The sequence below is a fragment of the Pigmentiphaga litoralis genome, from assembly GCF_013408655.1.
GTDB classification, from domain to species: Bacteria; Pseudomonadota; Gammaproteobacteria; order Burkholderiales; family Burkholderiaceae_B; genus Pigmentiphaga; species Pigmentiphaga litoralis_A.
On the sequence record NZ_JACCBP010000002.1, the window covers coordinates 815,937 to 824,559 of the forward strand.

The following is an 8,623-nucleotide window of genomic DNA, read 5'->3' on the forward strand; positions in this document are numbered from 1 at the left end:
GCTTCGTTCGCGCACAAACCGCGCGGCGTCCGGTTTGTGCGGACGGCGGTCGCAATATTACCCGAGCGCGCTGACCACCTGCTGATCGATGACGCCGAAGATCGACGCGCCGTCCCGTTGCATGTCCATCCGCACGCGATCGCCAAAGGTCAGGAAGGGCGTGCGGATCTGGCCCTGCGTGACCTGTTCGATGGCGCGCACCTCGGCCAAGGCGGCAGACCCGGCGCCGTCGGCCGCATCCGACACCGTGCCGGATCCGATCAGGGTGCCGGCGCGCAGGCGGCGCGTGAAGGCGGCGTGCTCAAGCAGCCGGCCAAAGCCCACGCTCATTTCCCCCGCGTTGGGCTGGCCGATGCGCCGGTCATTGATGTCGACGGCCAGGGGCAGATGGAGGCGGTCGTCGTGCCAGTGCTCGCCCAGTTCGTCCAGCGTGACGGCCACCGGGGCGAACGACGTGGACGGCTTGGCATGGATGAAACCGAAGCCGGTCTTCATTTCGCGCGGCTGCAGGCCCCGCAGGCTCCAGTCGTTGGCCAGCATGACCAGGCGGATATGCGCGGCGGCATCCGCCGCCTTGGCGCCAAAGGGCACATCGTCGACAACGACAACGACTTCGGCTTCGCAGTCGATACCGTGTGCGTCGTCGCGAAAGGGCACGTCGTCGTGCGGGCCCAGCAAATCGTCGGACCCGCCCTGGTACATCAGGGGCAGCGTGGTGTCTATCGGTGTCAGGTTGAAGGCGCGTTCCATCCACTGGCCATGGTTCGTATAGGCCGATCCATCCAGCCATTGATAGGCGCGAGGCAGCGGCGCCATGGCGTTGTGCGGGTCGAAGGCGAAGGCGTCGGCCGCGTTGCCGGCATTGAGCTGGTCGTACAGCGCCGTCAGGGTGGCTTCCACGTCGTCCCATCGTTCCAGCGCGGCCTGCATCGTGCGGGGCTCGCCGGGGTATACCGCCCAGGCCAGGTCACGGGAGACGACGGCCAGCCGGCCATCGCGGCTGCCGTCCTTGAGTGTGGCAAGTTTCATCAGGATCCTTTGTCGGGTGAAGCGGGCTGCGCGCCAGGGCAGCCGGGGTCTTGTCGCCGATCGTTTATTCGGTCAACGAAATGTTCTTTTCCTGGATGATGCGGCCCCACTTGGCGCGGCTTTCCTGCATCACCGTGGCCAGCTGCTGGCGGTCGCCGCCGCGCACGTCCATGGTCAGCGTCGCGGCCGTCTCCATCATGGCCGGGCTGGCCAGCACCGCGCGGATCTCCTTGTTCAGCAGGTCCAGTCGATCCACCGGCGTTTTGGCGGGCGCAAAGATGCCGAACCAGGTCGTGCCTTCATAGTTCGCAAAGCCCTGCTCGGCCAGGGTCGGGACGTCCGGATAGGCAGCCAGGCGTTTGGCCGCGGTGGATCCGATGATCTTGAGCTTGCCTGTCTTGGCGTTGGCGACGGCCACCGACGGCGGCGCAAACAGCAGGTCAATCTGGCTGCCGAGCAGCGCGTTCAGGGCCGCCGGCGTGCCCTGGAAGGGCACGTGCAGCAACTGGATGCCGGCCAGGTCTTCGGCCAGCCCGCCCCACAGATGTGCGACGCTGCCCAGGCCCCAGCTGCCATAGGTCAGCTTGCCGGGTTCCCGTTTGGCCTGCGCGATCAGCGACGGACCGTCGCTGAACGTGGCGCCCGGCCTCGCGACCAGGATCGTGCTGAGCATGCCGAGCAGCGAAACCGGTTCAAAGTCCCGCACCGGGTCGTACCGCATCGTCTTGTAGAGCAGCGGATTCAGGGCGTGGGTGTCCATGTTCCCGATCATGATCGTGTAGCCGTCGGCGGCCGCGCGGGCGACCTGTTCGCTGCCGATCATGCCGTTGGCGCCGGCCTTGTTTTCGACGATGACGGTCTGGCCCAGACGCTGTGTCAGGCCTTCGCCCAGGCGGCGGGCGGCATTGTCGGCGGGCGATCCGGCCACATAGGGCACGACCAGCCGGATGGGCTTGTCGGGATAGGCGGCAACGGCCGATGCGCTGGCGCACAGGGCCAGGCAGGTGAGCAGGAAGCGGGGGGCGAGCAGGGGCACGATAGATGTCTCCGTAAACCAGATAGTTGTTAATGACAACTTTGTTTGTTGCGTAGCGGGGCGGGCCGGTCAAGCGGCCATGAACAGCCGGTCGTCAAAGATCGCGACCGCGCGGGTCCATCCGGCAGACGCCGCGCGAACCTTGTGCGGGAAGCAGCTCACGAAGAATCCATTGGCCGGCAGGGCTTCCAGGTTGTGCAGCTTTTCCAGGTGGCAGTAGCCGATGTCGCGGCCGGCCTTGTGGCCTTCCCAGATCAGCGACTTGTCGCCCGTTTCCAGGTACTTGCGCGACGTGTAGGAAAACGGCGCGTCCCAGCTCCATGCGTCGGTGCCGGTCAGTCGCACGCCGCGCTCCAGCAGATACATGGTGGCTTCGTAGCCCATGCCGCACCCGACATCCACGTAGTCGGGGTGGCCATAGCGGGAGCCGGCGCGCGTGTTCACCAGCACGATTTCAAGGGGACTCAAGGTGTGGCCGATACGCGCCAGTTCCGCTTCGACGTCGCTGGCGGTCACGACATAGCCGTCGGGGAAGTGACGAAAGTCCAGTTTGACGGCAGGCTGGAAGCACCAGTTCAGGTCCACTTCGTCGATGCTGATGGCGCGTTCGCCCTGGTTCATCGTGGAATGGAAGTGGTAGGGCGCATCCAGGTGCGTGCCGCTGTGCGTGGTCAGCGTCACCCATTCGGCCGCCGCCGCTTCGCCATCGGGCAGGTCCTCGGCCTTCAGGCCCGGCAGCAGGCGTTGAAAGCCGGCAACGCTTTCCTTGTGGTTTTCGTAGGTGATCTTGGGCGCCAGGGCGGGCGGGTCGGACAGAACATCGTTTTCGAGGTAAATCGACAGGTCGATCAGGCGGCGTGTCATGGCGGTCTCGTTGTTTGAATCAATCAATCATTGGGAAGGACTGCATCACCGTGCGCTGGCGCGTTGCCCGAGCGACCGTTCCGCAACAGAAAGCAGGGCATTGCTGACGCATCCGATCAGGCCCAGCAGGACCACGCCGGCAAACATCTCGGGCGACCGGAAAGACCGCGCGGCGCTCAGGATGTTGGAGCCCAGGCCTTCCTGCGACGCCAGCATTTCGCCCACGATGGCCAGCACCAGCGCAATCGTCAGCGACAGGCGCATGCCGGTCAGCACGTCGGGCAAGGTGTGGGGCCAGCCGATCTTGACGATGAAGGCCGATCGCGACAGGCCCAGCACGCGCGACACTTCCTTCAAGCGGGGATCGACCGACGACAGGCCGTGCACCGTCGCGAGCATGACGGGCCAGACCGACCCGAACGCGATCACGCTCAGCACCATGCCGGGCGACAGTCCGAGCAAGGCCATCGCGACCGGCATCACGGCGGACGCTGGCAAGGGGCGGATGAATTCGAGCAGCGGTTGCACCCAGCCGCGCAGGGCCGGCGACACGCCGATCGCGGTGCCGACCACGATGCCGATCACCGAGGCCAGCAGCCAGCCGATCAGCATGCGTTCGATCGTGGCCAGGGTGGCGGTCAGCAATGCGCCGTCCTGCATGCCCGTGCGCAATGCGGTCCAGGTGGCAGAGGGTGACGGCAGGAACACCGGGGACACCCAGCCTGCCGTGGTGACCCCGGCCCATAGCGCCACCAGCGCACCCAATACGGCGATGCCCCCCAGCCGGTCGGCGCGCCAGGACGACAGGGCGCGGCTCATGCTGCGGCTCCCCGGTGGGCGAACAGCCGCGACTGCATCGCCAGCAGCACCGCGTTCAGGCCCCAGCCCAGGATGCCGATCCAGAGCACCAGAGCCAGCATCAGGGCCGGGTCCAGGCCTTGTTGCGCCATGGCCAACGCATAGCCCAGTCCCATGGGATTGGCGACGATCTCGACCGTGACCGCAATGGTCAATGCGATCCCCATGCTGAGCCGAAGGCCCACGAAGATGCGGGGCAGGGCCGCGGGCAGGATGACCTTCCAGGCGCGCGCCACGGTGCCCAGGCCAAGGATGCGCGAGACCTCGAACAGGCGCGGTTCGACACGCGATACGCCGTCTTGCGCAAACGCCAGCATCGGCCAGATGCAGGTGAAGGCAACCACCGAACTTTCGAGGCCATGCCCGAAGCCGAACACCATCATCGCGATCGGAATCAGGGCGACCGACGGCAACGGCCGCAGCACGTCGATGGTCAGGCCGGCCATGCGTCCGGCACGCGGCGCCGCGCCGAACCACAGCCCGGCCAGCAGGCCGATACCGCCGCCGATCGCCAGGCCGGCCAGGGCGTTGCCCAGCGTTTGCGCGGTGCCGGCCAGCAGGCTGCCGTCCTGCATGGCGCGCCACAAGGCGGCCAGCACATCGGTCGGGCGGGCCAGCGTATCGCTTTGCACATCGGCCATTCGCATCGTGATTTCGGCGAACGCCAGCAGGGCGACCGGCAGCAGGATGCCGCGCCAGCGCGGGATGGCGGAGGGCTTGGCCGACGTCATGCGTGCGGTTCCTGGATGAAGTCGAACAGATAGCGCCGCAAGCGGAGGAACTCCGGATGTTCACGGGTCGACAACTGATCGCGAGGCCGCGGAAGGTCGACCGGAATGCTTTGCGCCAGGCTGCTGGCACTGCCCGGATTCGCGCGCAGGGCCAGCACGCGGTCACCCAAGTAGATGGCTTCTTCCAGATCGTGCGTGATGAAGAGGACGGTGGTGCCGGTCTGGCGCACCAGGTCCAGCAATTCGTCTTGCAGCGACTGACGCGTCATGGCGTCAAGCGCACCGAAGGGTTCGTCCATCAGCAGCACGCTGGGCTGCTGCGCAAGACACCGCGCGATCTGCAGGCGCTGCTGCATGCCGCCCGACAATTCCGCCGGGTACTTGTCGGCATGCGCGGCCAGACCGACCTTCTGCAGCAAGGGCTGAATGACCGATGGCCGTTGCGAGCGGGGCACGCCCGCGGCCTCCAGTGCCAGCGATACATTGCCGGCCACCGTGCGCCACGGCAGCAGCGCGCGCCCATAGTCCTGGAACACGATGGCCACGTCGCGGGCCGGCCCGTCGATGCGCGTGTTCTCGCGGAAGATGGCGCCTGACGTGGGCTGCACCAGGCCGGTCAACAGCCGCAGCAATGTGGTCTTGCCACAGCCCGACGGCCCGACCACGCACACGAATTCGCCGCGCCCCAGTTCCAGGTCCAGGCCGTTGATGATGCGCCGGCCGCCCAGGTCGAGCGCCACGTTGTCGAAGCGGATCAGTGGCGCCGAGGTCACTGCCGGGTCCATGATCCGCGCGTTCATTTCGCCACCATCGTGTCCAGCTTGGGCACGGCGCGCAGCATCTGTTGCTGGCTCATGGTGTCGGCCCAGAAGGTCAGCTGGCTGGCCTTGAGCGAGGCGTCAAAGCTCGGCACCGCCAGCGCGGCCAGCACTTGCGGCGGCAGCTTGATGTACTTGCCCATGTCCGCGCGCGCGTCTTCCGGATGGGCCTGGGCGTAGACAATCGCTTCCTGCAAGGCCAGTCGGAAGTTCTTCACGATCTCGCCGTTCTTGGCTTCCCAGGCATCCGTCGTCATGTACAGCATGTTGGAAAAACCGGCGGGCAGATCCGCCGCCACCGGGAACAGCATCGCGCCCACGCCGCTCTGCACGATGCGGCCCAGGAACGGGTCGGCGGTAATCGCCGCGTCGATGGATCCGCCGCGCAGCAGATCGCCCATCTGCGGAAAGGGGGCTTCCACGAAGGTGACACGTCTGGTGTCCACGCCCCGGTCATCCAGCCACTTGCGGGTCAGGATGTGGAGCGCGGCGTTCAGGCCCGGGACGCCCACTTTCTTGCCCACGAAGTCGGCCGGTGTCTTGATCGGACCGTTGGCCTTGACCACCAAGCCGATCGCATTCGATTCCCGCTGATGCACGCTGGTGCCTGCCACGCCAACCAGCTTCATGCCATTGTCATTGGCCAGCAGCAGCACGGGCGACGCGGCGCCGGCAATCTGCACCGATCCGGACTGCAAGGCTGCCGGCATGACGCTGCTGTAGGCCAGTTGCTGCGGCGTCACGTCCAGTCCGCGCTTGGCGAACAGGCCGCGTTCCTTGGCCACGAACATGGGAAGGAATTCGGACACGGCCGTGTAGCCGACCGTGATCTTCGTCTGCGCCGCGGCGGGCGTACTGGTTATTGCCAAGGCCAGTGCCATGCTGAATCCGAGCACTGCGGAAGTGATTGAGGTCTTCATGGTGTCTCCATCCGGGGGATGTGAATTTGTTGTGGTGGTGCGCGGTCAGCGGGCCTGGCAGGCGTGATGAATGCCTGCCCACAGGAAGCGGCACAGGAAATCGCAGGACGCGTCGAACTGGGTATTGCCGGCCGAAACCTCGCCCTGCGACAGCCGCTCGGCGCGGTTATCGGTGATGTGATGCATCAGGGCGCCCAGCGCGAACTGGTAGCACCAGACGGCCTGCTTGCGCGCAAGGCCCGGGATCGCTTTCATGAACGCGTCGATGTAGGCGCGCGCCACCGGATCGAACAGTTCCTGGACCGGCCGCGCGTTTTCCTCGCCCTGCTCGGTCAGGTTGCGGGCGATCAGCCGCATGAACTGATAGCCGTCGGGCGTGCTGGCCACCTTCAGGGCTGGCGTGACAAAGGCTCGCACCAGTCGCTCCAGCACTTCGCCCTGCGATGCGCCCGTCCAGACCGTATCGAGCGCCGCCAGCCGTTCCTGGATGTAGCCGGCGCGCTGGCGAAAGACCTCTTCGTACAGGCTGAGCTTGGGGCCGTAGTAGTAGCCCACCAGCGCCAGCGGCACGCCCGCTTCGTCGGCAATGTTGCGGATCGAGACGCCGTGATACCCATGCCGCGAGAACAGGCGTTCGGCGGCATGCATGATGTCGCGGCGGCGGTCAGGCATCTCTTCGTTCACGGGCCGGGGGCGCGCGCGTTTGCTGCGGGGAGGGGATTTGGTGTCGATGACCATGGGTGGTGCCGGTAGATTTTGTACGATCGTACGTATTCTTGTACGTTCGTACAAACGGGGAGTTACCCGAGGTGGGGGGCACCGTTACGCGTGGATGGGGTGTGAGTGGGTAACTACGAGCGTTGACGCGAAGCCGGCTTGGCATGGCATGCCGGCAAAGACCTGCCAATGTGGCAGGTCGATATCACCGATGAGGCCGGCCGGCTGTGCTGCGTGTCACGGATGACGCTGGCGATCGCTGCGGGGCGGTGACGGCAGGCTTTTCCTTCCAGGGCGGTTTAGCGGCCTGCAAGCCAGGATTCCAGCGCCGTATTGATGCGCGTTTGCCATCCAGGTCCCGTTGCCCGGAACTTCGCAAGCACGTCTGCGGAAAGCCGGATGGTGATGCGCTCTTTGGTGGTTTCCGCTTTCGGCCGGCCAATGCGTGCTTTCTGGCTCGCATGCTGCCACTCGGCGTCGGTCATGACATAAGAATCGGCATCGTTGACCAAGGCCTCCTCGATCGCCGCGTCTTCTTCCGGAGTGGGCGGGATTGTCCCAGGCTTAAGTGTTGGCATAGCGCTTGACCTCTGTGTGGAATGCCAGTGATTACGTCATGTCTGCGCGATATCTGGATAAGGGGTCTCCAAGCGCAGCGGCTTGACGGGTTGGCTACCTCGCCATCGACGTCACGATCGGTTTGGCCGTCTCTTCCACCGTATCGAAATTCATCGTGCTGACGAGGCCGTACAGCGTGCCGGTGGCGACGAGCAGCATGATGGCGGAGCGGGCGCGGGGGGACAGGAAGGGATCGCCGCGCTGGATGCGGCGGCGCATGATCAGGTAGGTGATGAAGCCGGCAAGCACGGCGATGCTGGCGCCGACGCGCCAGGCGGTCGGGTAGATGACAAAGGCGGCCGGGAGGGTGGCGCCGTTCAGGGCGTAGGCGTAGCCGTTGCTGGGGTCGTCGGCGTAGATGCCGATCGAGATCGCGATGATGCCGACGGTCAGCATGATCAGGGCGAGCCAGCCAAAGGCCTGCACGGTAAAGCCGGCAGGAGGTGTCGCGGAGGGGGAGGTCGGATTCATGAGCGGTGGTGGACGAGTGGCAAGACAGCGACGCGGCGCGTCGCGCGCAAGGCCACACTGTACCGAAACTGGCTCGGGTCACTGACCGCGTGCCGTTCCGCATCGGACACGCCGCCGCCACAAAGTGCGTAAGACCTGTGTCGACGCTAATGGCCGGCGTGATTCTCGGGACGGATACTTCTTTCCATTGAGCGTTGAGAAAAACTGTAGGAAAAATCGGAAGTAGCCAGTCAGGAATCCGTCGTGCAATTAACGCCCGCCCGCCTCGTGCCCGGTGGGCGTTCTTTTTTTCAGCTTCCCGACAGAGTCGGGCAAACCTTGTAATGAATTCAGAGTTATCGGTGAGAATTCTTATGGATGAGTCAAGAAGCTGACGCCCAAAGTCGTGAAATTGCGAATGTCGCAACACCGGTATGTAACAGCGAAAGCCTGTCGTGGCGTGTGCCTTATAGTCGCTTCCGCCATTTGGACTAAGTAACTTTCTGTAGTCCTTCTTCCGTAATCGACACGCAATTCGCGGACAGGATTCCTGCCGGTCCGTGCGACATCCTGCTACCAAGA

Annotated in this window: 10 protein-coding genes; all 10 read right to left on the bottom strand. The window is 65.1% G+C overall.

The window, feature by feature from the left end; translation table 11 throughout:
• Positions 1-57 precede the first annotated feature (57 nt).
• Entirely contained in the window at positions 58-1,029 is a 972-nt protein-coding gene (locus tag HD883_RS23745; RefSeq protein ID WP_179589424.1) for a fumarylacetoacetate hydrolase family protein, read from the bottom strand.
• Between the two features lie 64 nt (positions 1,030-1,093).
• Entirely contained in the window at positions 1,094-2,065 is a 972-nt protein-coding gene (locus HD883_RS23750; protein WP_179589426.1) for a Bug family tripartite tricarboxylate transporter substrate binding protein, read from the bottom strand.
• A gap of 69 nt (positions 2,066-2,134) precedes the next feature.
• Positions 2,135-2,929, bottom strand: coding sequence for a cyclase family protein (locus HD883_RS23755; protein ID WP_179589428.1), 795 nt, complete (start codon positions 2,927-2,929; stop codon positions 2,135-2,137).
• 45 nt (positions 2,930-2,974) lie between these two features.
• Entirely contained in the window at positions 2,975-3,748 is a 774-nt protein-coding gene (locus HD883_RS23760; protein ID WP_179589430.1) for an ABC transporter permease, read from the bottom strand.
• Positions 3,745-4,518 carry an ABC transporter permease gene (locus HD883_RS23765; RefSeq protein ID WP_179589432.1) on the bottom strand — a complete coding sequence of 258 codons (774 nt, stop codon included), beginning with the start codon at positions 4,516-4,518 and terminating at the stop codon, positions 3,745-3,747. Before HD883_RS23765 ends, HD883_RS23760 begins: the two co-directional genes overlap by 4 nt.
• The gene (locus tag HD883_RS23770; RefSeq protein WP_179589434.1) at positions 4,515-5,318 is read right to left on the bottom strand and encodes an ABC transporter ATP-binding protein; all 804 of its coding nucleotides are present in this window, start codon (positions 5,316-5,318) and stop codon (positions 4,515-4,517) included. The genes HD883_RS23765 and HD883_RS23770 overlap by 4 nt, the downstream gene beginning before the upstream one ends.
• Positions 5,315-6,256, bottom strand: a complete 942-nt coding sequence (locus tag HD883_RS23775; protein WP_179589436.1) for an ABC transporter substrate-binding protein — start codon at positions 6,254-6,256, stop codon at positions 5,315-5,317. The genes HD883_RS23770 and HD883_RS23775 overlap by 4 nt, the downstream gene beginning before the upstream one ends.
• A gap of 45 nt (positions 6,257-6,301) precedes the next feature.
• Positions 6,302-6,994 carry a TetR/AcrR family transcriptional regulator gene (locus HD883_RS23780; protein WP_179589438.1) on the bottom strand — a complete coding sequence of 231 codons (693 nt, stop codon included), beginning with the start codon at positions 6,992-6,994 and terminating at the stop codon, positions 6,302-6,304.
• A 278-nt stretch (positions 6,995-7,272) separates the two neighbouring features.
• Complete coding sequence (locus HD883_RS23785) at positions 7,273-7,551, bottom strand: BrnA antitoxin family protein (RefSeq protein ID WP_179589440.1); 279 nt, start codon at positions 7,549-7,551, stop codon at positions 7,273-7,275.
• A gap of 94 nt (positions 7,552-7,645) precedes the next feature.
• A complete protein-coding gene (locus HD883_RS23790; RefSeq protein ID WP_179589442.1) occupies positions 7,646-8,062 on the bottom strand; it encodes a hypothetical protein in 417 nt (138 codons plus the stop codon).
• Between the last annotated feature and the right edge of the window lie 561 nt (positions 8,063-8,623).